The sequence below is a fragment of the Borrelia turcica IST7 genome (genome assembly GCF_003606285.1).
GTDB lineage: Bacteria > Spirochaetota > Spirochaetia > Borreliales > Borreliaceae > Borrelia > Borrelia turcica.
Genome location: NZ_CP028884.1, coordinates 1 through 25,467 on the forward strand (window position 1 = coordinate 1; position 25,467 = coordinate 25,467).

Sequence of the window (25,467 nt, forward strand, 5' to 3'; positions counted from 1 at the left end):
ATTTTATTGTTTTTTAGTATATAATAAATCTCATTGTTTAGTTTTGCAAATCAAATTGATATAGTATCTATTTTATTGTATAATAAGAACAAGGTAGCAAGAGAAAATATTGAGAACATATGTGGAATTATAAATCAAGCATCAATAAAATTTTTTCTAGTTTCATTCTTCTTATGGTGTCCTGTCAAACTTATCAAATAGAATACGACAAATTTGCTCAAGTACTAAGCTCTAAATATTATTTAGAGACAAAATATTCAGCAGATGGTATAATTAAATCCTTAATCTCAATAAGGTATAACAAGCCTAAAGGAGAGAAAGAATATTCAATTTTAGTTAAAGCTCAAACTAGACACTCAGGGAAAGTACAAGCTTACAAAATAATCACAGATACACACTTTGAAGCTATAGGAAAATTAATATCTGAAAACACTGAAAATATCATAAAATACGATGAATCTTATAATCCTTATTTCCCATATGAATCAAAAACAGTAATAGAAAAAAGAGACATTGTAACAGAAATTTCTAAATTTATCATTCCAGAAGAAGAATTTTTAAAATTTATTAAAATAAAAAATAAATACAATAAAATAGCTGAGTTTAAAGTTTATACCGCTAATAGCTATACAATTGTTAGTTTCAGTAAAAATGAGATTCAAAAGTTTTTGGAAGAATTTAACTTCAAAGTAGAAATAATTGATAATTAAAGGTAAAATGCCATAATAAAGGGCTAAGAAGAGAAATATATCTCTTTAACTCAAATAGTTCATACCTTAATTTTAAAAATAATAAAAGTCAAATTTCAATTTACCTTATTGGATTACAATAAATTTTATATATTTTAATTATTAGTTTACAGTAATACTCAAATTTAAAGTTATTTAAAAATATTTATTGAATAACTTTAAATAATAACTAAAAACCAAGCTTGTATCTTGTCCTAGTGAATAAAATTACCTTAAGGCGCTGTTTGATAAATTAATTTATAAGCAAAAGAAGCTATTTTTTACATATTAAATACTTAAACATAAAAAATAGCATTATGCTAAACAAAAATACTTTTTAAATCATTATAGGGAGGATATTTAAACTTAAATCTTAACAAGAGTAACCCTATTGATATAACAAAGTTTCCCTCGTATGAGACCTTAGGTTAAATCTAATAGTTATTCAATAAATAGTATTATATGCAATACAGTCCTTTTTCAATCAACTAATTGGGTACTTTATTAATCTTTATGCTTTTATACCCAACCTCCTTTTAAACCTAAAAATAACGTCATTCACTTTAAAAATATTATTAGTTATTTATCTTCTATACCTGCATATATAGATATTCTAAATTCCCTATTCCCCCCAAAAAAAAGAAAACCCCTTGGGGAAGGGGATTATTTAAAAGAATGTATGGTATGAAGTAAATATTGATAATAAATTCTTTTAATTTTAAAAAAGGAGAATATTTAATAATTAAATTATTAGTTCAATAATCTGATTATTTCCAGTTTTTTCTAAATTATTTTTCTATTATATCCTTTCTGTTCTTAATTCTATAAAACAGGTAATTCTATTTCCCCTTAAGATACAAATCTTTGTTGAGCGTAAGTTATACAAACAGAAAGACTTAAATGTGTTACAATATTATTACAAGTTATTTAAACTATAAATATTTTATCCTTAGGAGCAGTTTGTGAGACAAGACCCCCTGTTTAAAATTTTATATATTCTTTTATTTTTCACCCTCTTCAATGCTTGTTATGTACCAGGAGAAGTTAGAAGGTATTCTATATCCAATTTTGATGATATAAGCTTAGCTGAAATCATAACATTAGGAAAGGGTACTGTTATGCTTAAAGAATTTAGTTTTAACAACAGGTTTTCCTTTTATAAAAGACACGGTATTCCTTATACCCTTAAGTTTGTAGCTCCTAGACATTTCACCCATCTTGTAAGTTCCAGAGAGGGTATTAAAGAGATTTATTTAAGAGGCGACATCAAGCTTCAATTTTTTCTACACTCAGGGCATTCTTTCTCTATACCAACATCATCTATTGAATCTCTACGATCAATTATTTCTGATATACAATTTAATCTATTTGGAGTCCGCAAATTAGTTACTCAAGTTCAACTGAATACACCTACAGGTATAATATCATACGCTAATCTTTACTACTCTGATGGTGTCTTATTCCTAAATTCTAATACTTATGATTTCCCCAGCATTTATTTTAGTAAATATGAAGTCAACAGGCTTTCTGTAATGCTTACAAGAAGTCATTATTCCTATCCTTGGCATGATATTTCAATAGGATTATATTAACACAAGATTTATTGTCATTCTCTTTTATTTGATATACCTTTATTAAGATATAAGAGCTTATAAAAAAAGTCCCTACTCCTATATCTTGTTTTGGAGAGGATTAATAGGAGTGTTGGGGACTATTGATAGAATGCTTTCTATCTTCTTATATCTACTTATAATATTATTTTATTTTTTTAATTTTGTAAATATTTTTAATCAATTTTATTATGTCACTTACTTACTTGCTTTCTCTATTGCTCTTAAGAGTCTAAGCTCTCCCTTACTTATACCTGACTTATTGAGCTCTTCCCTTGCTCCCATACACATTTTTGAGTCAAGTTTTCTATTTGATTCCTGCATTTCTTTAATCTCTAGCTCACTGGGTTCATAATCAATCCACTTCCTATCTACCCATCCCTTCTCCCACTCATAATATCCCTCATTATGATTATTTCCACTAAGCTCATCAAAATGTCTTGTTAGCGCTGAGACTACCTTTGCTCCGTAATAAAGCATCTTATCTGTTTCCATCTCTGTTATAAATTTATCATAATCATACTCTTCCCCTGTCTGCATATTCACAATGTCCACTATAAGCTTAAATATATTTATGCAATTCATTGCTATATTCCCAAACGGAAGGTCTGGATTGCTTAATGATTTAATATTAACTTCATACTTATTCTTTAAGCTTCTAGGTATTCTGAAAAAGTCAATAACATACCCATTAACCCTAGCCTTGTAATTTGCCTCATACTCTGCATTCCCAAAAAAAGTTTCCTTCCTCTCAGATACTATATTCTCACAACACTTCTCACAACACAGTATCATAGGAAAGATTCCCTTATTTGTTTGTTTAATTCCTCTCATCTTTATCACCTCAAACCTAAGTTATTTTTTTCTCTCTTTATTTTGTGTACATTATTATAATATATATCAAATAAGAATTAATACAATTGTATGCCCTTTTTATTATTTCTTTTCTTCTCAGTGATTTTTATTGTTTTTTTTTGATTTTGCGGTAAAATATTATTTATCTTTAACCTTTAACCATTTATAAAAAGTCTTGAGAAATTTTATTTCACATGGCTTTTTATTTATTTTTTTACTTTTCCCTTCCTACTTACTTTCTTTATTCTTACCTTCCACTTGTCTTTAGATTTATCTACAAATAACTCACATACAATCCCAGGACTTGACATATCATTTATTTATGGAAGCTATTTTATATTTTTATTAAGTTTCTGATATCCCTCTGGAATAAGCACAATATCAATACCCGAGCTTAAAGATTTTTTAATTGCATCTTTTATTCTAAAATTATTCACAATTGCTCCCATATCATACGCATCCGTTATTATCATACTATCAATATTTAAATTATATCTTATAATATCCACAATATCCTTTGACATACTAGTTATATCTTTAGAAATCTTAGACGCTAAAACATGACCAATCATAATAAATTTTGCTTCTCTACCAAAAATAAATGGCACAAAATTGTTTCCCATTAAAAAATTTTTACTATAAGGCAAAAAAGCTATTTCCTTATGAGTATCCACTTTAGTCCCTCCAAGTCCGGGAAAATGTTTAACCACTGCAGAAACACCTTGCCTCTGTATTGCCTCTACAAATGACTCTACCATAAGCCCAACATTGTAAACTAAATGTCCAAAAGTCCTGTTCACTAAAGGACTAACAGGAGCAAATTTTACATCAGCTACTGGTGCCATGTTGACATTAATTCCAAGTCGTCTAAGTTGTTTTCCAAGTATTTCACCAATTTTATAAGCCAGATGCACATCATTTGTTCCACCAACAGATTCCATAGAAGGAAAATTATAAACACCCAATTTTTTATTTTCACTAACTCTATTAACCAATCCCCCTTCCTCATCAACAGCAATAAAAATATCAGAGCCAAGATATTGCTTTAATGAGTCAATCAACTCTTTGGTTTGATCAGCCTCTTTGAAATTTTCTCTAAATAAAATCACCCCTATTGGATTAATCTCTTTTATTTTTTCAAGCTCATCTCTACTAAGTCTTTGAACAGCATTAGGTTCTGCAACATTCCTAATGCCAATAAACAAACGTCTCTCCTTTAAATTATCCTTAAAATCAACTTTTCCCAAAAATTTCTCAATACTTACAAGGTCAGATTTATCCTGCTCGAAGTAATCATAATCTATCTCAGGAACATTTCCCAATAAATACAAATTCAAAGAAAATAAGATCTCTATCAATAAAAACTTAAATATTCCATTTACCATCTCTAAAAACCAAACCATAATCATTCTTCAATAAATTATTAAGAGAATTATTTAAGTAATCAGCAATATAAGAAATATTAAATGAAAGCTTCTCTTTTAAGTAACCACTGGCAATAAGCATATCAATAAATAACTTTGCAGGAAGAAACCTATTTCCTCTACTAACTTCAAAAATTAAGGGATTATCCACTAACTTTACTATTTCCCAAGTTATTTGTTCAATCGCAATATACTTACCCACCTCTTTATTTTGCTCAATAATTCTACTAGGCATCTCTTCTATTATTTTATCAATATTATTGACCAAATATTCTAAATTAAAAAGACCAGTAGCACAATTAAACAGTATTTTCTCTCCTCTATATTCAGCTTTTCGAACATCCTCTTTAGAAATAGCCCCGCCAATATCAACACATGTTAAATCATCATCCTTATCTACAATCAAAATTCCTCCTTTTGTATCTAGTGCTGTTTTATCACTAAATTCAAAGCCAGAAGAACTGTTTGTTATAGCCATTATGGCAAGAGCCTTTAAATTAACAGTAAAACCAATATTATCAATATTACCAATATATACAAATCTTTTCCCAGACTCATAAAGTTTAAAATAAATATCTCTTAAAACCCTAAAATTTTGACCGTGTCCAGCAGGTAAAGCTAATATAGTTTTTTCGCCATCCTTTTCATAATCAAAATAAACATATTGACCATTATCCAATTTTCTATAACAATAAACTAAAGGTTGAATAGCTGTAAGAATATCTTCTTTTTTAAAATTGTAATAATTGCAATTCTTAATCAAATCTTCATCAAAAATATCATCCAAAAATTTAGAAATGAATGTATCTGTTTTAAAACTAGTCATCTGAAACATTGAAGGCTTTTCACTTACTCCGTAAATATCCATATATCTTTTAGAAAGCATCAAAAGATGTCTAATTTTCAATGCTAAGAATGAAAATCCATAACTACCATTCTTATTAATATATGCAGGTGTTATCCCTTTTGGTAAATCTTTAAAAGCTTCCTTAGCTTCAAGTATTTTACTCTCATATAAAAGATACAATTCCTCATTAAAATCACTATTTTTCAAAATATCAACATAACTAGTTGCAGATCCTCCGTTCAAAATTCCAAACGAAAGATAAGGATATAAAGCTAACCCCAACCTTTCTAATTCATCTCCAGTAAAAATATAAAAATTATCTTCTTCTACTCTTAAAAATTCTGAAAAATTATCAATATATTTTTTCAAATTATTCTCAACAAGTCGCTTTTCAAACTTTAATTTAATAATATCACCAGAAAGATTAAAAATACTTTTGTGTCTTTTATCCGGAAAACTCTTAATAGAGACATTTAAAAGTTCAAGCCTATGACTATTAAGCTCATCAAGCATTCTTCTAGAAAAATCTTTATCTATCATTTCAAACATACACAAGTTTAAAGAATCCTCATCTAAATCCAAAATAAACAATAATTATATCTATCTTATAGCACAATTATAATATACTAATATGTCTTATCTCATGATATGTTATTATAATATTTAAGTTCAATACTAAAATATATCACTTTAAGAGGACAACATGCTAAAACAATATATACTAAACATGATAAATCTAAAGAATGCTATTGATGAAATGATACTCTCCCCTTCAGGATTTAGGAAAATATTTGCAAAATCAAAAGATGAAAATTCAACAGATTGTGAAATCAATGATGATGATAAGATATTAATTGCAACAATAACCTTTACAATAGCAAATTATTTAAAAAATAAAGCAAAAGAATACATCAATATAGGACTAGACTCAAGGGCAACTGGAAGTATAATCTCTGAAATAATAATCAAGACATTAATATCAAACAACAATAATGTCAAATTTTTTGGCATACTCCCAATACCAGAAATTTTAGCTTATACAAAGAATAGTAAAAATTCAAAAGGATTCATATACATTTCCGCTAGCCATAATCCCAAAGGATATAACGGACTTAAAATTGGCCTAGACGATGGCGGTGTGTTAAATTCAAAAGAAATAAATAAAATAATACACAAAATCAAATCAAATATTGAAAACGAAATCTTGATAAAAAAATTAATAGAAAACTTAAGAAATTTCAACACAAATGAAACTAACTTAAAACTATATGAAATAATTATTCAAAACAAGACTCAAAATAAGGCAAAATCTTATAATGCATATAAGTCATTAATGCATGAAATAATATATTCAGATATAAACAATAAAAAGAATATTGAAAACTTAAAAGAAAATATCAAAAAAAATCCTATAGGAATAATAGGAGAAATGAATGGTAGCTCTCGTATCAATTCAATAGATAGAAAAATCATCGAATCCTTTGGACTAAAATTAGAACTTCATAACACCCAATTAGGAGTTTTTAAACATGGAATGATTCCTGAAGGTAAATCTTTATATATGTGTGAGCGAATATTAGAGGAAAAATTTAAAGAAGACAGTTCTTTCCAACTAGGCTATGTTCCTGATTGTGATGGAGATAGAGGAAATTTAGTGTTCATTGATGAAATAAAGGGAAAATCAAAAATCATTGAAGCACAAAAAATATTTGCACTATCAGTACTCTCAGAGCTTAGTTATCTTTATCATATTGGGATTAAAACCAATTTAGCAGTTGTGGTTAATGATGCAACTTCATTAAATATTGAAAAAATAGCAACTCTATTTAATGCAAAAGTTTACAGAGTTGAAGTTGGTGAAGCAAATTTAACGGAAATGGCAGATATCTTAAGAGGGAAAGGACTGATAGTAAAAATTCTAGGAGAAGGATCAAATGGCGGGAATATTACATATCCCTCAAAAGTACGAGACCCTCTAGCGACAGTCTTTAGTATAATTAAATTGCTAAGAATAAAAGAACTTTACAAAACATGGTGCAATTTATCTAACAATGAATATAAAGAAAATTATAATCTAGGTGATATATTGAAGACAATAAATTTCTACAGTAATGTAGAAACTTCATCTGAAAAGGCTATACTAAAACTCAAGGTAGAAAATCAAGAAATACTAAAAACACATTATGAAAAATTACTAGAAAAAGAAATGAAAAGCAATAACAAACTTATTTCAGAATTATTAATAGACAATTTTGAAATAATCAACTATGAAGGCATTAAACAAAGCAAAACCCGAACTGGAGATTCTTCAGGAGGACTTAAAGTCTTACTTAAAAATGCAAAAAACGAAATAATTGCAACCTTATGGATGAGAGGTTCAAAAACAGAACCAATATTCAGAGTACTCAGTGAAATTAAATCTGAAAAACAAGAAAAACTGCTAGATCTTTTAGAATTTAATAAAGAGCTAATTCAAAACGCATACTCATTAACATAAATGACTACACATTTAAAACATCTTTTAAAGATTTTTCTACATTTCTCCTCACACTATTCCAAGTTTTCGAAAGACCCATTATTTTTTTAGCACCCCTTACAACCTCTATTGCAACTTTCCTAGTTTTATTTGTACCTTCAAAAATTATCTCATCGACATAATTTTTTTTAGCTTTAAAAAATTCTCTTTTCTCTCTAATTGGTATTAAAAATTTATTTAAAACCTCAAAAAGCCTTTCCTTAACCTCAACATCGCCAATCGTACCTTTTTTATATCTAGTTTTAAGTTCATAAAGCTCATCAACATTATCATTAAAAAAGTCATGATAAATAAAAACAGGATTACCCTCAACTTCTCCCGGTATATCCGCTCTCACTCTTTTTGGATCTGTAAACATAGACATAACCTTTTTACGCAACAAATTCTCATCATCACTTAAAAATATTGCATTGCCAAGACTCTTACTCATCTTATTTTTGCCATAAATTCCCACAAGAGATTGAGTATCTGTAAAAATAGCTTCAGGAATTGGAAAAAAGTTTTCTCCATAAAGAGAATTGAACTTTCTAGCAAGCTCTCTTGCAAGCTCAATATGAGCCTCATTATCACGTCCGACTGGAACCAAATTAGCCTTAGCCATTAAAATATCTGCACTCATAAGTATCGGATATCCTAAAAGTCCATAAGGAACCTCTGTAAACCCAGCAGCAACACTCATATCCTTTATACTAGGAATCCTTTGTAAACGATTAACCATAACAATCATTGAAAGTATTAAATTTAGTTCTAAAAGTTCTGGTATGGCTGATTGTAAATATATATGAGCCTTCTCTGGATTAATTCCACAAGCAAGGTAATCCAAAACCATTTCCCTAACATTAGAAGATATTTCATTAATACTATTTAAATCTGGCCTTGTAGTAAGAGTATGCAAGTCAGCTATAATAACATAAGTTTCATATTCCTCTTGATATTTTAATCTATTTACAATAGAACCAACATAATGCCCCAAATGAAGAGAGCCGGTAGGCCTGTCCCCTGTAAGCATAACTTTCTTCTGCAAACTTAATTCTCCCTACTACTCAATTTATCATTAATATCGCTTAACATCTTTGAACCACTCAAAAACACAGAGAAAGGCTTTAAATAAGCTATATTGTCCACTATCACTTTTATAATTACTGTAAAAGGATAAGCTATTAAAAGCCCTACAATACCCCAAAGCCAACCCCAAAAGAAAAGAAAACAAAGCAGTAAAAAAGGAGAAATATCAAGCCGATGTCCCTGCATTTTTGGCTCAAGAATATTTCCAATCAATACTTGTACAGAAATATTATATATGAAGATATAAAGCACCAAATTTAAATTAGGATAAAATTGTACCAAAGCAGCTATTACAATAAAAAACACAGCCAAAATCGACCCTATGCTTGGAATAAAATTAAAAACAAATGTAAGTACTGCCCACACAAGAGGAAAATCCTGTCCAAACGAAGTTAACCCTATAAATACTAGCAAACCTGTTAAACAACTAACAAAAACCTTTATTACTAAGTATTTACTAATTTGATTATTTATTGTACCCAAAGCCTCTACAAATCTCTCCGAAGTGGAATGTCCAAAAGCCTTCCTAACCTTTATATCAAAAATATGTATCTCCGATAGCAAAAAATATAACAATAAAAACAATACCACTAAACTACTTGCAAAACCAATAATTTCATTAGATATTCTAGTTAAAAAAGGATAAACATATCCAGAAAAATCTATATTGCCAATAATAGCACTATCTATTCTATATTTATCTAAAATATCTCTTATAATAAAAATTAACTGCTTTTGATAATAAGGTAATTGCTTTATCAAAATAGTAATACTATAGTAAACAAAATTAAAAACTAAATAAGAAAATAAAAAGAGGAAAAAGAAAATCACAAGCACTACCAAAACTCTTGGAATTAGCAACCTTTTAAGAAAAGTATAAATAGGATATACCAAAAATCCAAGAACTACCGCAATAGCTAAAGGCTTAAAAACCGTCTGTGCTATCTTTAAGGCACTAATTAAAATTACCACCAATACTATAGCATAAAAAATAGACTGAATTTTAAAAAATTTCAACTTATCCGTTGGTTCTAAATCTAAAGCCATCTTACCTCCCTTTAACACTTAAATGATTACACAGCATTAAAAATACACAAATATTGTTTTCACATATTCATAAAAAGTTTGAAACTAATTTATATATTTAAATGAATTTTTTCCATTATCCAATTATATAATTTAGTTCCTTTACTGTAATTAGCTTCAGCTACATCGCCAACCCTTTTTTCTTTAAGTAACCTTTTAGCTTCCTTATCATTCTCATAATAAACTATTAATGTATTCTTATAATGATCTAAATTATTATTTAATATTTCAAAAGCTGGAATATCATTAAACCCATCTGCAATATAAAACATATTTTCAAAAGGAATTTCTCTTCTACTCTTTGGAATTCTCTTATTAATCTTATCATAAGACCCTTTATTCAACTCAAAAATTACACGTGTTTTTATTGTATGATCTACAAAATAACATACACTGCTTAAAACACTATTTTCTGAAAATTTACTCTCTAAGTTCTCATAAAAAGGCATAAGATATGCATCTATAAATTCGCAAGCCCATACTTTAGTAATATAAGGAGCAACTTTACTTCCCAAAATCATCTGTCTAAATCCACTTGAAACAATATAAATATTTACCGTAACACCTGATTCCTTTATATCTTTATTGATTGCATCTATTTCTTCAAATAATTCAATCACACCTTCAAAAAATTTCAATTTTGAACCCAAATTAAATAATACTTTATTATTTAAACCTTTTAAAATACCTTCTTTAACATATGTTAAAAAATGAGACAAATATATCATTTCATTTGCAATAATATTATAACTATTTTTGTTATAAACAACAGATAAATTTTCAACTTCATTCCAAAACAAGTTCGCATCAACACTGTACTCATCAAAAAGCACCTGCTGCATATTTCCATAAATTAAAGTACCATCAAAATCAAATATTAAAGCTATTATTCTTTCTTTTTTACTCATAAACAAAAATTAATTTAAATTAACACTAAGTTGTATTAAAATATATATATAACTGCGCATATATGCAATATAGTAATACAAAACAAATTAAATAGAAATGTTTATGATAGATATAGTTAATATAATTCAAATAAAAGATGCTCTCTCTAGAATATTAGATCTAAGTTTAATAAGTATTTTAGTTTATTATATATATAAAAATGTGGTCAATTCTTATTCTGTAAACTTACTTAAAGGAATGATCATAATTGCATCTATTGGAATTATTTCCTATTATTTCAACCTACATACTATAAACTGGCTCTTAAACTACATAGCAAATATACTTCCTATTGCAATGCTTATTCTATTTAATCAAGAAATAAAAAAGATAATAATGCAAATTGGTAACTTTAACTTATCTTTTAAACTTGCAAACCGGAAAGAAGAAACTACTAAAACTATTTCTGAGATAATAAAAGCAATCAAACACTTATCAGAGAACAAATCTGGTAGCTTAATCTGTATTGAAAAAAAAATACAGTTAGAGCAAATAATAAACAAAGGAATAAAGCTAGATTCCATTGTATCTAACGAAATCTTAATATCAATTTTTGACTATGAAACACCTCTACACGATGGAGCTGTCATTATCAGTAATAACAAAATCGTTTATGCTGGATCTTTTCTGCCTCTATCTAATATTGAATCTATTAGCAAAACTTTTGGAACAAGACACAGGGCAGGTCTTGGAATTTCTGAAAATTCAGATGCAATAACAATAATAACTTCTGAAGAAACTGGATCTATTTCACTCACAAGTAATGGAAAACTAGAGTATAATTTAAGCTTAAATGAAATTAGAAAAAAATTAAATCTTGCATTAATAGAATGAATATAAACAAAAAAATTAAAAACATAACGAAATTTTTTTTTGAAGACTGGCAAAATAAGTCTATTTCTATTTTAATAGCTATTGTTATGTTTACAACATTTTACTTGAACAATATAGAGTCGATTACAATAGAGAAAGAATTCAAAATTTTACTAAAAGATGAAATCACACTAGGGAAAATTCCTGATTTTACAAAAATACTACTTACAGTAAAAATTAATAAAGAAAACTTAAAATACTTAGACCTTGACCGTATAATATTATTCGTTGAAGCTACAAACATAAAAGAAGCAGGAGAATATGAACTTCCAATAAAAATCAAAAACCTTAATTCTATTCCCATCGCTGAATACAGCCTTTCAAAAAGCACAATTTCACTCAATCTTGATAAAAAAACTTCAAAATTAGTCAAAGTTGAGCCTAAATTTACATTACTTGAAAGAGAAAACAAAGGAGAATATTTTATTGCCAAGTATAATATCTCACCCGAAAAACTAACAATATATGGCCCCGAAAAAGTAATAGAAACAATTAATACAATTAAAACTGAAATAAAAGAATTTGACACAAGAACCATATTTATATCAGAACATCTTGAAGTAGTATCTCCAAATCCACTAATAACACTTGACAAAAGCCATGTAATAGTTACTATTACACTAAGCAAAAAATATACACATACAACAATAAAAAATCCTAATTTGATTTTCAATAATCTCAAAAATGGACTAGAAATAAAAAATAAAGATAATATCCTAAATCCAGAAAACGAAATGTTTATTAAAATAAGAAGCAGACTATCAGAGAAAATAATTAAAATGCATATAGATAACAAAAATATAAATTTTAATCTAGATTTAAGTCATATTGAAACCCCTGGAATTTACAATGTTAATGCAGATATAATATTTAAAAACAATACTCATGGCATAGAGGTTTATGAACAAGAGCCCAAAACAATAAGACTAGAGGTAATTCCAAGTGAACAATAAAATTATGAAATCAATAGGATGTGATATAATACAAGTCATCAGACTTAATAGTTTTTTAAAAAATAGAAAAAAATTAGAGAGATTTTTTACACAAAGAGAAATTGCAAACTTAGAAATGAAAGGGAAAGGAATTTTAGAAAGTCTAGCTGGTAAATTTGCAGCGAAGGAAGCACTAATTAAATCATTAAGTCCTCTATTAGAAAACACAATAAAGTACTCTCTTAAAGATATTGAAGTCGTTAAATCACCAACTGGAAATGTTGTATTTCAATTACACAATGATATTGAAAGTTTGGTTGATCAAATGAACTTAAAATTATATTTGACCATCTCACATGAAAGGGAGTACGCTATTGCATTTGTAATAGCAGAAGATTAATTTATGAAAAAGATATCATATTTTACAAAATACGAAATTGAATGTCCTTTATGTAGCTATAAATTTAGAAAAGAAGACCTCTTAACAGGAAGTAGCAGATTAATATCTGGAGAGTTAAAAGTTGATTTAAAAAGAGAATATGTAAAAAACGAAAAATATGGAAATATATACCCTAGAATATATTCAATCACAGTATGTCCTAATTGCTACTTAGCTGCTTTTCCAAATGAATTTAATGCAATAACACTTGCTAGTACCCAAATGAAGCAAATTTTAATAAGCCGTGAGCAAAAACGAAAAGAAATAAAATCACTTTTTGAAGATAATCTAGACTTCAATAAACCACGAGGTCTTAAAGAAGGAGCTGCCAGTTATATACTTGCTATGATGTGCTATGAATTTCTTGATAAAAATCACAACCCGACTCTAAATCAAGCAAAATGTGCAATAAGGGCAGCTTGGATTTTTGAAGATCTTCACAAAGAAAATCCAAATAAAAATTATAACTATCTGCAAAAAATATTTTATTACAAAGCAGCTTATCTTTATAAGTTAACAATTGAAAAAGAACAAGATAATTCAGAACCAATCTCTAACGAGGCAATATTTGGTCCTGACACCGATAAGAATTATGGATATGACAGTGTTCTATATTTATCAGGATTACTAGAATATTTTTATGGTAATAAAGAAAATAAAGAATATAGATACAATCAACTCATTGAAATTAAAACTATACTCTCTAAAATAGCTGGAATGGGAAAATCATCAAAAGAAAAACCCTCAATACTTTTAGACAAAATAAAAGAAGTTTATTTTAAAATTTCAAAAGAAATAAAAACTTTAAAATAAATGAAAAAAATACTTGCAAAAGTAGCATATGATGGGTCTCGATATCATGGATTTCAAATCCAACCTAAAACCCCAACAATACAAGGAGAAATTGAGAAAGCTCTAGAGAAGATAAGCAAAACAAAAATCAAAATTCATTCATCGGGTAGAACTGACAAAGGAGTTCATGCAAGAGGACAAATAATATCTTTTTCTATAAACATAAATATTGCCCCAAAAAATTTAAAAATAGCACTAAATTCTCTATTAAATGATGACATTAGGATAATAAAATTAAAATACACAAAAGATGAATTTCAACCTAGATTTAATGCTAAGAGAAGGAAATATAGCTACTACATACTCAACAACGAAAATCATTATCCTTGGGAAGCATATCAAGCTTATTATGTAAAGAAAAAATTAAATATCAATAGATTAAATCAAATGTCTGCAATGTTAATTGGAACACATGACTTTACGACCTTTTCATGCATAAGAGATCAAACAAATCCAAAATTGAAAAAAATTTATTTTGCTAGATTTAAGAAAAAAAATAAGTTTATTATCTTTGAAATAACAGGCTCTTCTTTTTTATGGAAAATGGTAAGATCAATAGTAGGAACAATGCTTGACATCGAAATAAAAAATGAACCTGTTTATACTTTTATGCAGATTTTAAACTCAAAAAACAGAAAATTTGCAAGAACAACAGCACCTGCAAAAGCTTTATTTTTAGATAAGGTTTACTATGAATAAAAATACATTCATTAAAAAATTGACACTTCTAAAAATGCTTAAAAATAATATATCGGGTAATATTTATGGGCATAAAGAAGAAGAACTTAAGAAAATCAAAAACAAGATAATAAAATCTAGAAGTATAAAAATATTAAACCAGGAAACACAAAAAGATACACAAGAAAAGACAAAATTAACAAAATCAATAGAATGCAATAAAAACAAAAATGACAAGAAAGACCTATTAATAGTATATATAGATAAAAAATACTTAAATAAAAGTGCAAATGAAATAGTAAAAAAATGGTGTAAAAGTATTAACATATTGAATTACAAAATAATAGATAATTTTAATATGCTAAGATTAGAGATTAATAAACAACCTAAAGCAATTCTCTCCTGCGAAGAAGTTGAATTTTTTTTAAATCAAAACTTAAGAATTCAAATTGTAAGAGGCTTTGAACTCAGATTTAAAGGAATTCCATTAGTATTCACATATCTTCCCATGAATCAAGTCAAAAATCCAACGTTAAAAAAAGAGATCTGGCAAGACTTAAAAATAATAAAAGGCATAATAAAATATGGATAATACTCTAAATAATAACTTTTATTACGAAGTCGCCTTTAACATCCCTGTAAATAAGCTTTTTTTTTACAAACACAACTTCAAATTAGAAATAGGAATAAGAGTAATAACAAACTTTAATGGAAGAGAAACACTTGGAATCATAATAAAAAGATATTCTAAAGACGAGCTTAATACAGATTTTACATTTGAAATCAAAGATATACTAAAGATCATTGATGAAAATGCACTAATAACAGAACACAACATTAATCTTGCAAATTGGATTAGTAGAAAAACATTTTCTGGATTTGGAGAAGCTTTATTTTGTGGACTCCCTAAAATTTCAACTTCAAGCAAAGTAATAAAAAATAACGACAATAAAAACCCAAGTTCCAATATACCCATTCAATTAAATGAAGAACAAAATAACATTTATCAAGAAATTATCGAATCAAAAACACAAAATACATTTTACCTATTCGGGATACCTGGATCTGGAAAAACAGAAATATTCATCAAATTATGTGAGTACTATTTAGGACAAGAAAAACAAATAATTTTTTTAATCCCCGAAATCTCTTTGGGTTATCAAATAATTAAAAGAATAAAATCGAATTTAAGTACAAATAAGATTTACGAATACAACTCAAAAGTACCAAATTCAAAAAAAGTTTTAACCTGGAATAAAGTAAAGAATGGAGAAAGCTTGATTATAATTGGAGTTAAGAGTGCATTAATGCTACCATTTAAGAATTTAGGTTTAATAATAATGGATGAAGAGCATGAACACACATATAAATCTGAAAATACTCCAAGATTTCATTCAAGACACATAGGATTTTTTTTACAAGGTGTTTTTAATTCCAAATTTGTGATGGGAAGTGCAACCCCATCACTTGAAGCATACATGGCCATGGAAAATAATCAGATAAAAAAGATGACATTAAAAAACAAATTTTTTAATAAAACAGCTAAAGAACTTAAAATAGTAGATATGAAAAAAGAACGCCAGATTATATCCTCAGAATTGCTTTATAGCATACAAAAAAGCCTAATTAACAAAAGACAAGTTTTAATATTCTTCAATAAAAGAGGATACTCAAAAACACTTGAATGCAACATTTGCGGACATATCATCTGCTGTCCAAATTGCTCTTTTAACTTAACATATCATAAAAATGAAAACAAACTCGTTTGTCACTACTGCAACCACAAAACAAGCATAGTAACCAATTGCCCTGGTTGCAATGCAAAAAACATTACATATAAAACATATGGAATTCAATTTATTGAAAGGGAACTAAAAAATTTTTTACCAAACGCAAGAATAGCAAGAACAGATTCTGATCTTAATAAAAAAGAGATTATCAATACAATAACTGATTTTGAAAATGAAAAATTAGATATTTTAATTGGAACACAAATTATTGCAAAAGGATTTAATTTTAAACAAATACAAACACTAGGAATTATTAACGCTGATGTTGGGATGGGTCTTCCTGACTTTAGGAGTAGTGAAAGAATGTTTGCAATAATTTCACAAGTACTAGGAAGAGCTGCAAGATTTCAAAGTGACAATACAATTATTATTCAAACAAAAAATCCCAATTATTATGCTATAAAATATGCCTATGAAGGTAATTATGAAGCATTTTATAAAGAAGAGATAAAAATCCGTAAAGAACTCAATTATCCTCCCTTTAAAAAAATCATTAGAATAATAGTTAGAAGCCATAAAAAAGAATCTGCCAAACATAAATGCTTAGAATTTTTTGAAATATCTAAAGAATTTTTAAATGAAGAAATTGAATACCTTGGACCCTCCCAAGCTCCCATGTCAAAAATAGCTAAACACTATAGATACAACATACTATACCTATCAAAATCCTTCAACCTACTAGAAAAACTAATACGAAGCACAAAAGAAAAAATAAGATTAACAAAAGACATATACATCGAAATAGACTATTATCCAATTTCCCTAATTTAAAAAAAATCCGAACTATCCTTTCCAAGAGCTCTTAAGAATGATGAGAGTACATAAAGAGCTCTCTCATTATGCCCTCCCTCAGGAATAATAAGATCAGCATATTCCTTAGTGGGCTCAATAAATCTATAATACCCTGCTCTTGTAGTATTTAAATACTGTTCAATAACCGATTCCAACGTACGTCCTCTTCTAGACATATCTCTTTCAAGCCTTCTAATAAACCTAATATCATTAGGTGTATCAATGTATATCTTTAAATCTATTAGATTGCGCACTCTCTCTTCAACAAAAATCATAATACCCTCAACAATAACAACAGGAGTTGGATATATCTCTACAGTTTCCGGTTTTCTTCTATGATTAATAAAATCATAAAGAGGCATATTAATTGGCTCATTTTGTTTTATTTTTTTTAACTGTTCATAAAATAAATTATTATCAAAAGCATCTGGATGGTCAAAATTAACATTTAAAAATTGATATTCATAATCACCAACACTTTTATAATAATTATCTTGAGATATAAGAACAAATTCAGGAATAACTTCGCTAATTTTATTAACAACCGTAGTCTTCCCACTTCCAGACCCACCAGCTATTCCAATAATCTTAACCATTACCTTCTTCTTGCAATTTAGGCATATTCTTCAAAGTTCCTGCAACAAATATATTCTTAAATCCTACTCCTCTTAAAATTTTCTCAGCTTCAAAACATTTATTAAAACTTCTACCATATATTATTATTTGACTATCAACACTACCTAACTTATCTTTCTTAGCAAATAAATTATTAAAAGGAATATTAACCGCCCTTGCATAATGAAATTTATTATATTCTTTAGCAGATCTAATATCTAATATTGTTGCCCCTTCTTTAATCCTCTCTAGCAAAGCTAGATTAGACCTTTTCATTTTTAAAATAATAAAAAGCCAAACATAAAAAATAAGGAAAAGTATTAAGAGTATAAACTTTACATAATCCACTAGCATATTAGTTATAAAACAATAATATCAAAAAAAAAGAAACAATTTCAATAAAATAAAATTGTTTTTTTAATAAAATTAATATAAAATTCAAATGAATTAATAATTTTGTATTAAAGAGTAAGTCATAAGTCAACATGAAGAAAAAAAGGAACAAGTGGAAGAGAATAAAGCACAAGACTAGGTTTATTATACACATAATACTTAGAAAACGACTTAAAAATATCTTTAAAGATCCTAAACTAATACTGATTAGTACACTACAAATAACAATTGGTTCTCTTTTAATGGCAATATCTACAAATATTTTATATATACCACATGGTCTTTTGAGTGGAGGAATTGCTGGAATTGCTTTAATGCTTCATTACCTTTTAAGCTTCAACTTAGGACTCACAATATTCATCTTAAATATTCCACTATTCATTCTTGGAATCAAATTTTTAAACATAACATTTGTAATTCAAAGCTGGATTGCAATGGCTTTATATTCTATCATGGTAAACTATTCACAATTTTTGCAAGGTAAAATGCAACTTAATGACATGATGCTTGTATCTATCTTAGCAGGCCTCATATCAGGTCTTGGACTTGGTTTAATCTTTAGAGCAAAGGGATCCTCAGGGGGTTCAGACATAGTCTCTATGATCATTAAAGAAAAATATTCAATTAGTATTGGAACTACAAACTTTCTTGTTAATCTTGCTGTATTATTAATTGCAGCTGTCTTTTTTAATGTCGAGATTGCTCTTTATACTTTAATTGCTTCTTTTGTAACATCTGTTATGACAGACAAGGCAAGCATAGGATTTGGCAATCAAAAAGCAATATTCATTATTTCAGATAAGGGGAAAGAAATATCTTATCTTATTACCAATAAATTAAAAGTAGCAGCCACGCTAATTGACGGACAAGGTGCTTGGGCGGGAAATGATAAGACTATAGTTTTCATAGTGGTCCCCACAATACGTATGTCAAGAATTAAATATATTTCTCAAAAGGTCGATCCCAACTGTTTCATTACAGTACTTAATACAAACGAAATAACCGGTGGTAAAAAAATTACAGAGTCAACTCAATCTAAACAAGATATTGAAACTTAAAACTCGTCTAAAAATTTAATAAAATTAAGAACAAGTACATCTAACTCTTTTTTACTATAAAAATTTGATAAAAAATCAATAAATCTCTGCGGAAATTCTGAGACAAATTTTTTCAAAAAACCTTCTCTAATATTAATCTCAAGTTTGAAAGCATGAAGCATTAAAGATACATCCCTAAAATCCCTATCCAACCTACTATAAATAACATCCCCTAATATTGGATGATTTAAATATTTCATATGAACTCTTAACTGATGCGTACGCCCCGTCTTAGGGCTTAAAGCTACTAAGGAATAATTCCCCATATTAATCAACACTCTATACTCAGTTAATGCCCTTTTACCTCTACTTTTATTTACACTAAACTTTTTTCTATCATTTTTATCTCTATCTATAAAAGTATCAATAATACCAGCAGAACTTTTAAGATTACCCTTAACAATTGCAATGTAAACTTTCTTTACAACTCTTTCCTTAAACTGTGTAGATAAAAAATTCAAAGTTGCTAGATTTTTAGCACAAATTAATACCCCAGATGTGTCTTTGTCTAGTCTATGCACAATTCCAGGCCTTACCTTATCCTCTTTAAAATTATCCTCTAAATCTGATACATGATACAAAAGAAAATTTACAACAGTATTTTCCAACCTAGACATGCCAGGATGACTTAAAATACCTTGAGGTTTATTTACAACAATAAGATTTATATCTTCATAAATAATACTAATAGGTAATTTAAAAGGTCTTACATACTCTCTTAAATCAATTTCTTCATTAAATTCTATTAATATTTTATCTCCTACAAAAACAGGTTTTGATAACTTTATTGAAACAAAAACATCACCATTGTTTTTAAAGGCAATTACTTCTCTTTTTTTAATTTGACTTCTAGTAAAGATACAAAATTTTTCAGATAAATAAATATCCAGCCTTTGACAATCTTCCTTTACAACAAACTCTTCCTGAAGTTTTTTCATTCAATAAATCAAACAATCAATCAACGCTATCATTAAAGACACTGCCAACCCAGCTGATGCTGATATCATAAATTTTTTAAAAGTTTCATCTTTAGAAAGCTTAAAACCACTTGAGAAAGGATATGGGAGATATTTTGAATCCATGCCATTATTAAAATAATAAGACAAATCAAAAAAAAACAAGCTTACCAGTAAAGCTATAGGAAAAGTACCAACACCTATTGCTGAAAATCTAAAAGCTCTCTTCCCCCAATTAGATTCAATAGTCTTTTCCACATTTAAAGTCTCATTTTCTTGAATATTTTTATAAAGAAAATCATCCTCTCCTTTATCTTGAAGTTTAACAAAAATTTCATTATCAAAATTAATATTATTTTTGCTGGAAAAAATTTGATTTCCCAGCAAAAATTTTTGACTCAAATTCAAATAATCAACATCAAGTTTATAATAATCAAAAGAATTGGAATAGAGAATACAAATATTAAAAAGCAAAAATAAAAATCTAACAATCATATATATAATTTTTAATTCTCTAGCTCTAATTTTAATGTCAAAGTTGTCTCATCAACAAGTTTAGAAGGACCAAAATATTGAATAGGACCTGGGTAAATATATAAATTATCCACTGCCCACCTTTCACGATTCTTAGCAAACTCATTAAAGGGAGCTCCGCTTAAATCAACAAGCGCTTTCTTAATAACAGGTTTTGCCACACCATATCTTTCTTCCATGTTCATCATCATTGTTAAAGGAATCCCCCCTGCTGTCCATTCAGTAGCATTTTTATTTAAGTGTTTTATACTAGACATATAACCTGTTAAACCATTTAAAACAAGCAAAGCAGCGTTGTAGCCCAAACTATAACAATAATTACTATCAAAATTTGAAGGCACAGCACTTCTACCCTCATAGCCAAAGAAATGATCAACAGGAATAAATTTACCACTATACTCTCCAAGCTTTCTTAATTCCTCTAGCTTAACATTAACCATTTCAATAAATAATTTTTCAGTAGGTACCCTTGATACATTAAAATTACCATGAGGATCCCTTTCCAAAATAGAATTCACAAGTTCAATTTGAATAAATAAAGGTAAAGATGAATAAACTTCTTTCATATACCCATTAAGTTTAGAAATAAAAATTTCTCTTATAGCTTCAACGCTCAACCCTTTAAATTCATTCTCATTGCTATCAAATATACTACACAAGTTAGTCATCAAGGACTTAACTTCAGGGATAAACTCAATAACACCCTCAGGTACTATAACTACACCAAAATCATATCCTTTCAAAGAACGCTTTACTACAACAGAAGTTATTTCGCTAACAAGATCCGATAAGGTCTTATTTTTCGCTAAAACTTCCTCAGATATAATACATACATTAGGTTGAGTCTTTAATGCACACTCAAGGGCAACATGAGATGCACTTCTTCCCATAAGTTTAACAAAATGCCAATATTTCCTAGTTGACATAGCATCACGACATAAATTGCCTATCAATTCAGAATAAGTCTTAGTAGCAGAATCAAATCCAAATGAAATTTGAATATGTTCATTCTTAAGATCAGCATCTATTGTTTTAGGAACACCAATAACTTGAATATCGTGTTTCTTTTTTTTAAAAAATTCTGCTAACAAGGCTGCATTAGTATTTGAATCATCACCACCAATAACAATAATTGCATTAAGATTATTTTTAAGAGCAACTGACAAAACTTGTTCATACTGAGACTCTGTCTCTATTTTGGTTCGTCCAGAAGATATAATATCAAAACCTCCAGTATTTCTATAAGAATCTATTAAATCACTAGTAATTTCAATTTTCTTATCTTCCAATAAGCCTGAAGGCCCTCCTTTAAATCCAAAAATTTTTGAACCTGAATTTGCTTTCTTCATTGCATCAAAAACACCAGCCACAACATTATGTCCTCCAGGAGCAGGTCCACCTGAAAGGATTATCCCCACATTTAAAACCTTTGAAAAGTCTATACTTGAAGATCCCTGAGCAAAACTAATAACCGAAAGTCCATAAGTATTTTTAAAAACTTCCCTTAAGGCTTCTCTATCTTGAAGACCTTCCGTTTTTTCACCAAAAACTACACTAATATTTTTAAAATCATGTTCCAAAATTTTAGGCAACTTAGGTGCATATTGATATCTTTCTTTTTGTAAAGATGAAATCATATTTCTTCCTCCTTTAAAGATTTATCCTACTTATTATTAAATATTAAAATAATTAAGAATTAATATCTATACGTGATTTAAAAATAAAGTAGCATCACCATAAGAGAAAAACTTATAATTCATCTCAACAGCTTCCCTGTAAGAACTAAATACAAAGTCTTTACCTCCAAATGAAGACACCAACATTAAAAGAGTTGATTCTGGTGTATGAAAATTTGTAAAAAGCATATCAACAAATTTAAAGTCATAATTCTTCCCCGGATAAATAAAAAGATCTGTTTGTTGCTCGCCCCTCATAAAGTTGCTATTGTCATAAGCTGACTCCAATGCCCTTAGGGTGGTGGTTCCAATAGCTAAAATTTTCTTACCTAAAGCCTTTGCCTTCTCAAGTCTAAGTGCAACAGAATCTTTTATAAAAAATCTCTCAAAATGCATCTTATGTTCCTCTATTCTCTTTGTTCTTACAGGAAGAAAAGTTCCAAGGCCAACATGAAGAGTAATAAAATCATATTCAATCCTATTTTTATCTAATAAAGAAAAAAGTTCCCTACTAAAATGTAGCCCTGCCGTAGCTGAGGCTGTTGAACCTATATACTTTGAATAAATTGTACGATAACGCTCCTCATCTTCTTTTTCATAATTTCTCTTAATATAAGGCGGTAAAGGAATAAGTCCATATTGTTCAAAATAAGATTCATCCACATTTTGATTAAATTTAAGCGTAAACTCACTATCTGTCTTTGAAATTACTTGAGCTAATAAATCCTGAGGAAATTTATAGACTCTGCCAACATTTTGCCTCCTTGCCTTAGAAATCAGACATGTAAATATATCATCTGCTATTCTAGCTAGCATTAAAAATTCAACACTACCCCCATTATCTGTTTTGGCATATATTCTCGATTTTCTAACCCTCGAATCATTAAAAACTAAAAAAGTATTGCTATTAATATACTTCAATATATCATTTACAGAATGATCATGGTAAACTTTCTGATTACTAGGATCTAGAACCATTAATCTTGATAAACCTCTTTTTTTACTTGGATGTTGTGCTATTAAATTAGATGGCAAATCAAAATAAAATTCCTTGGTATCCATTTTGCTTCTCTTCACTTAAGTCATTATGTTCATTTTTATCCAAATTTAGATGAAAATACGCAAAGTCAGTAGCCTTGCGTCCTCTACTGGTTCTCTCAATTAAACCCTTTAAAATAAGATAAGGTTCATAAAAATCTTCAAGAGAATCAGCTGTTTCACCAACAGAAATTGCTAAAGTTTCAACACCAACAGGACCACCTTTAAATTTCAGTATCAAACTCTTCAAAATATTTCTATCCTGCTCATCAAGTCCTTCTTTATCAATTTTTAACATCTCAAGCCCAGAACTTACAATATTTTCTGTAATCAATCCATAACCTCCAACTTGCGCAAAGTCTCTCATTCGCCTCAATATCCTATTTGCTACACGAGGCGTTCCCCTTGAGCTTCTTGCAAGAAGATATGCGGCCTTTTCTTCTAGTTTAACATTCAAAATAACAGAATTCCTCTTTATTATCTTTACAAGTTCTTCTTCATTATAAAGATCAAATCTAGACACAATGCCAAATCTTGCATAAAGAGGTGACGCCACTTTTCCTGGTTTTGTAGTAGCCCCAATCAAAGTGAACTTAGGAATAGGAATTCTTACAGTCCTTGCAGCAGGACCTTGTCCAATTATCCAGTCTATCTCATAATCTTCCATTGCAATATAAAGCATCTCTTCTATTACAGGTTTAAGTCTATGTATCTCATCAATAAATAAAACACTCTTATCATCAAGAGTTGTTAAAATACCAACAATATCCTTTGGCTTATCAAGAGCCGGTGCTGAAGTCACCTTTATTATAGTGTTCATTTCAAAAGCAATAATACTAGCAAGAGTAGTCTTACCCAAACCTGGAGGACCACTTAAAAAAACATGATCAAGCGCCTCATTTCTCTCCCTAGATGCTTTTATAAAAATATTTAAGTTTTCCTTGATGTGAGACTGTCCTGAAAAATCTCTAAGGGATTTCGGTCTAAGTTCACTCTCATTTCTGTCATACAGAAAATTTTTGTCAGAACTTAAAAAATCAGATCCCTCTCCTAAATCCATCTATAAGCCCCCTTCTCTAAATATTTGCTAAATAAAATTAACTTGAAAGTCTTTTTAAGGTTTCTCCGAATAAAAATTGCTCCTGATCTTCTTCTCTTAACATCAAAAATTCATCAGTAGACAAAACTTCTCTTATCTTAATCACAACAAGCTTCCTATCAAAACCCATATTAACAATTGATTGTTCAAGGTCCTTAAATTTAAATATATCTGAACTCAATTCATCAGATTTAACAAGTTTCCCTCTAAGTTTTAAAAATATTTTACCTGCTGTCTTGTTTCCAATGCCTTTAACTTTAGAAATAAGTTTCACATCTTCCCTTTCAATTGCATCTCTAAATTCACTGTATTTAATGCCTGACAGTATCCTTAAAGCTGCCCTTGGCCCTATTCCGTCTACACTAATAAGCTCTTCAAAAATTTCTCTCTCCTCTGTATTTGCAAAACCAAAAAGTTTAATTTCGTCTTCCCTTAAATGAAGATAAATTAATACCTCAGCATCTTCTAGTAAGTTCAATTCTGTCATACAAAAAGAACTAACTAAAATCTCAAATTCAAAGGGAAGTGCTACAATAACAACACTGGATTCTCTTTTCTCGATAATTTTACCATAAATCTTGTTTATCATAGAATTAAATTATAA

At 28.5% G+C, this 25,467-nt stretch carries 25 protein-coding genes; 11 read left to right on the forward strand and 14 right to left on the reverse strand.

What is annotated here, in order from left to right:
• The first annotated feature begins 119 nt into the window (after positions 1-119).
• Both DB313_RS00005 and DB313_RS00010 read left to right on the forward strand, forming a co-directional pair.
• On the forward strand, positions 120-710 hold the full coding sequence (locus tag DB313_RS00005; RefSeq protein ID WP_238614500.1) for a hypothetical protein: 591 nt from the start codon (positions 120-122) through the stop codon (positions 708-710).
• A gap of 980 nt (positions 711-1,690) precedes the next feature.
• Positions 1,691-2,320, forward strand: a complete 630-nt coding sequence (locus tag DB313_RS00010; RefSeq protein WP_120103824.1) for a hypothetical protein — start codon at positions 1,691-1,693, stop codon at positions 2,318-2,320.
• A gap of 216 nt (positions 2,321-2,536) precedes the next feature.
• On the opposite strand, the gene DB313_RS00015 is transcribed toward DB313_RS00010, so the two are convergent.
• From DB313_RS00015 to DB313_RS00025, 3 genes are all read right to left on the reverse strand, one after another.
• On the reverse strand, positions 2,537-3,172 hold the full coding sequence (locus DB313_RS00015; protein ID WP_120103825.1) for a hypothetical protein: 636 nt from the start codon (positions 3,170-3,172) through the stop codon (positions 2,537-2,539).
• A gap of 350 nt (positions 3,173-3,522) precedes the next feature.
• The gene (locus DB313_RS00020) at positions 3,523-4,596 is read right to left on the reverse strand and encodes a glycoside hydrolase family 3 N-terminal domain-containing protein (RefSeq protein WP_120103826.1); all 1,074 of its coding nucleotides are present in this window, start codon (positions 4,594-4,596) and stop codon (positions 3,523-3,525) included.
• Complete coding sequence (locus DB313_RS00025; RefSeq protein ID WP_120103827.1) at positions 4,559-6,013, reverse strand: UTP--glucose-1-phosphate uridylyltransferase; 1,455 nt, start codon at positions 6,011-6,013, stop codon at positions 4,559-4,561. Before DB313_RS00025 ends, DB313_RS00020 begins: the two co-directional genes overlap by 38 nt.
• Before the next feature lie 154 nt (positions 6,014-6,167).
• On the opposite strand from DB313_RS00025, the gene DB313_RS00030 reads away from it, so the two are divergent.
• Positions 6,168-7,961 carry a phosphoglucomutase gene (locus tag DB313_RS00030; RefSeq protein WP_120103828.1) on the forward strand — a complete coding sequence of 598 codons (1,794 nt, stop codon included), beginning with the start codon at positions 6,168-6,170 and terminating at the stop codon, positions 7,959-7,961.
• A 4-nt stretch (positions 7,962-7,965) separates the two neighbouring features.
• Here DB313_RS00030 and trpS read toward each other — a convergent pair whose 3' ends face one another.
• The 3 genes from trpS to DB313_RS00045 all read right to left on the reverse strand — a co-directional run bounded on the left by trpS (position 7,966) and on the right by DB313_RS00045 (position 11,059).
• Positions 7,966-9,024, reverse strand: a complete 1,059-nt coding sequence (gene trpS, locus DB313_RS00035; RefSeq protein ID WP_174220817.1) for a tryptophan--tRNA ligase — start codon at positions 9,022-9,024, stop codon at positions 7,966-7,968.
• Between the two features lie 2 nt (positions 9,025-9,026).
• Positions 9,027-10,112 (reverse strand): AI-2E family transporter, encoded by a 1,086-nt coding sequence (locus tag DB313_RS00040; RefSeq protein WP_120103829.1) that lies wholly within the window; start codon positions 10,110-10,112, stop codon positions 9,027-9,029.
• 89 nt (positions 10,113-10,201) lie between these two features.
• Positions 10,202-11,059, reverse strand: coding sequence for an HAD family hydrolase (locus DB313_RS00045; protein WP_120103830.1), 858 nt, complete (start codon positions 11,057-11,059; stop codon positions 10,202-10,204).
• Positions 11,060-11,162: 103 nt separating this feature from the next.
• Here DB313_RS00045 and cdaA point away from each other — a divergent pair, with 103 nt between their 5' ends.
• The 7 genes from cdaA to priA are packed head-to-tail and all read left to right on the forward strand — an operon-like array spanning position 11,163 to position 17,434.
• Positions 11,163-11,933: a diadenylate cyclase CdaA gene (gene cdaA / locus DB313_RS00050; protein WP_120103831.1), complete on the forward strand. Its 771-nt coding sequence runs from the start codon at positions 11,163-11,165 to the stop codon at positions 11,931-11,933.
• Positions 11,930-12,925, forward strand: a complete 996-nt coding sequence (locus DB313_RS00055) for a CdaR family protein (protein ID WP_120103832.1) — start codon at positions 11,930-11,932, stop codon at positions 12,923-12,925. The genes cdaA and DB313_RS00055 overlap by 4 nt, the downstream gene beginning before the upstream one ends.
• A gap of 4 nt (positions 12,926-12,929) precedes the next feature.
• Positions 12,930-13,304 (forward strand): holo-ACP synthase, encoded by a 375-nt coding sequence (gene acpS, locus DB313_RS00060; protein WP_174220856.1) that lies wholly within the window; start codon positions 12,930-12,932, stop codon positions 13,302-13,304.
• Positions 13,305-13,307: 3 nt separating this feature from the next.
• Complete coding sequence (locus DB313_RS00065) at positions 13,308-14,156, forward strand: DUF2225 domain-containing protein (protein WP_120103834.1); 849 nt, start codon at positions 13,308-13,310, stop codon at positions 14,154-14,156.
• Complete coding sequence (gene truA / locus DB313_RS00070; protein ID WP_120103835.1) at positions 14,157-14,894, forward strand: tRNA pseudouridine(38-40) synthase TruA; 738 nt, start codon at positions 14,157-14,159, stop codon at positions 14,892-14,894. It begins immediately after the preceding gene.
• Entirely contained in the window at positions 14,887-15,465 is a 579-nt protein-coding gene (locus tag DB313_RS00075) for a uracil-DNA glycosylase family protein (RefSeq protein WP_120103836.1), read from the forward strand. Before truA ends, DB313_RS00075 begins: the two co-directional genes overlap by 8 nt.
• The gene (priA, locus tag DB313_RS00080) at positions 15,458-17,434 is read left to right on the forward strand and encodes a replication restart helicase PriA (RefSeq protein ID WP_120103837.1); all 1,977 of its coding nucleotides are present in this window, start codon (positions 15,458-15,460) and stop codon (positions 17,432-17,434) included. The genes DB313_RS00075 and priA overlap by 8 nt, the downstream gene beginning before the upstream one ends.
• On the opposite strand, the gene udk is transcribed toward priA, so the two are convergent.
• Positions 17,431-18,051 (reverse strand): uridine kinase, encoded by a 621-nt coding sequence (udk, locus tag DB313_RS00085; protein WP_120103838.1) that lies wholly within the window; start codon positions 18,049-18,051, stop codon positions 17,431-17,433. The genes priA and udk overlap by 4 nt on opposite strands.
• Positions 18,044-18,424, reverse strand: a complete 381-nt coding sequence (locus tag DB313_RS00090; protein WP_174220818.1) for a rhodanese-like domain-containing protein — start codon at positions 18,422-18,424, stop codon at positions 18,044-18,046. Before DB313_RS00090 ends, udk begins: the two co-directional genes overlap by 8 nt.
• A gap of 131 nt (positions 18,425-18,555) precedes the next feature.
• Here DB313_RS00090 and DB313_RS00095 point away from each other — a divergent pair, with 131 nt between their 5' ends.
• Entirely contained in the window at positions 18,556-19,521 is a 966-nt protein-coding gene (locus DB313_RS00095; RefSeq protein WP_120103839.1) for a YitT family protein, read from the forward strand.
• Here DB313_RS00095 and DB313_RS00100 read toward each other — a convergent pair.
• The 6 genes from DB313_RS00100 to ruvA all read right to left on the reverse strand — a co-directional run bounded on the left by DB313_RS00100 (position 19,518) and on the right by ruvA (position 25,452).
• Positions 19,518-20,498, reverse strand: coding sequence for an RluA family pseudouridine synthase (locus tag DB313_RS00100; protein WP_120103840.1), 981 nt, complete (start codon positions 20,496-20,498; stop codon positions 19,518-19,520). The genes DB313_RS00095 and DB313_RS00100 overlap by 4 nt on opposite strands.
• The gene (locus DB313_RS00105; protein ID WP_120103841.1) at positions 20,499-21,011 is read right to left on the reverse strand and encodes a hypothetical protein; all 513 of its coding nucleotides are present in this window, start codon (positions 21,009-21,011) and stop codon (positions 20,499-20,501) included.
• Between the two features lie 11 nt (positions 21,012-21,022).
• A complete protein-coding gene (locus tag DB313_RS00110; RefSeq protein WP_120103842.1) occupies positions 21,023-22,687 on the reverse strand; it encodes a diphosphate--fructose-6-phosphate 1-phosphotransferase in 1,665 nt (554 codons plus the stop codon).
• Positions 22,688-22,753: 66 nt separating this feature from the next.
• The gene (queA, locus tag DB313_RS00115) at positions 22,754-23,788 is read right to left on the reverse strand and encodes a tRNA preQ1(34) S-adenosylmethionine ribosyltransferase-isomerase QueA (protein ID WP_120103843.1); all 1,035 of its coding nucleotides are present in this window, start codon (positions 23,786-23,788) and stop codon (positions 22,754-22,756) included.
• The gene (ruvB, locus tag DB313_RS00120; RefSeq protein ID WP_120103844.1) at positions 23,763-24,824 is read right to left on the reverse strand and encodes a Holliday junction branch migration DNA helicase RuvB; all 1,062 of its coding nucleotides are present in this window, start codon (positions 24,822-24,824) and stop codon (positions 23,763-23,765) included. The genes queA and ruvB overlap by 26 nt, the downstream gene beginning before the upstream one ends.
• 37 nt (positions 24,825-24,861) lie before the next feature.
• Positions 24,862-25,452, reverse strand: a complete 591-nt coding sequence (gene ruvA, locus DB313_RS00125; protein WP_120103845.1) for a Holliday junction branch migration protein RuvA — start codon at positions 25,450-25,452, stop codon at positions 24,862-24,864.
• Between the last annotated feature and the right edge of the window lie 15 nt (positions 25,453-25,467).